Origin of the sequence: Pseudomonas sp. EL_65y_Pfl1_R83 (assembly GCF_963970695.1) — a bacterium.
GTDB lineage: Bacteria > Pseudomonadota > Gammaproteobacteria > Pseudomonadales > Pseudomonadaceae > Aquipseudomonas > Aquipseudomonas tritici.
This window is the reverse complement of record NZ_CAXAQI010000316.1, coordinates 1-487: the sequence shown is the minus strand read 5'-3', so window position 1 is coordinate 487 and position 487 is coordinate 1. Positions and strand designations below refer to the sequence as shown.

Genomic DNA, 487 nt, shown 5'->3' with positions numbered 1-487 from the left:
TCCGTCACCGGCTCGCTGCTCGCGATCGGCCTTGTCCGCCAGCTCAAGCAGCTTGGCGTCACCTATGCGAGCAAGCCGGTTGCCTTCTTCGATACCGAGACAGGGTCCGACTGGATGATCCCGCTGTTCGAGGAGGTCGGCATCCCGCTCGTCGTGGCGAAGAAGCGCTCCTTCGCCGACCTGATCGCCGCGATGAAATGGGCGGAGGAGAACGCCTCCGTGCTGATCATCGACAGCATCACCCATCCGTGGCGCGAGCTTCAGGAATCGTACCTGAAGAAGAAGCAGCGCAGTTTTCTTCAGATCGACGACTGGTCGTTCCTCAAGGGCCCGCACGGCTGGCAGCAGTTCACCGACCTCTACATCAACTCCAAGCTCCACATCATCATGTGCGGGCGCGCTGGCGACGACACCGAGCAGTACACCGACGAGAACGGCAAGCGCCAGTTCGAGAAGGTCGGCGTCAAGATGACGACGGAGCCCGAGA

General features: G+C 61.6%; 1 protein-coding gene. It reads left to right on the top strand.

The annotated features are described in order from the left end of the window. On the top strand, positions 1-487 hold a 487-nt coding region (locus AACY08_RS29070), incomplete at both ends, for a hypothetical protein (RefSeq protein WP_339472530.1).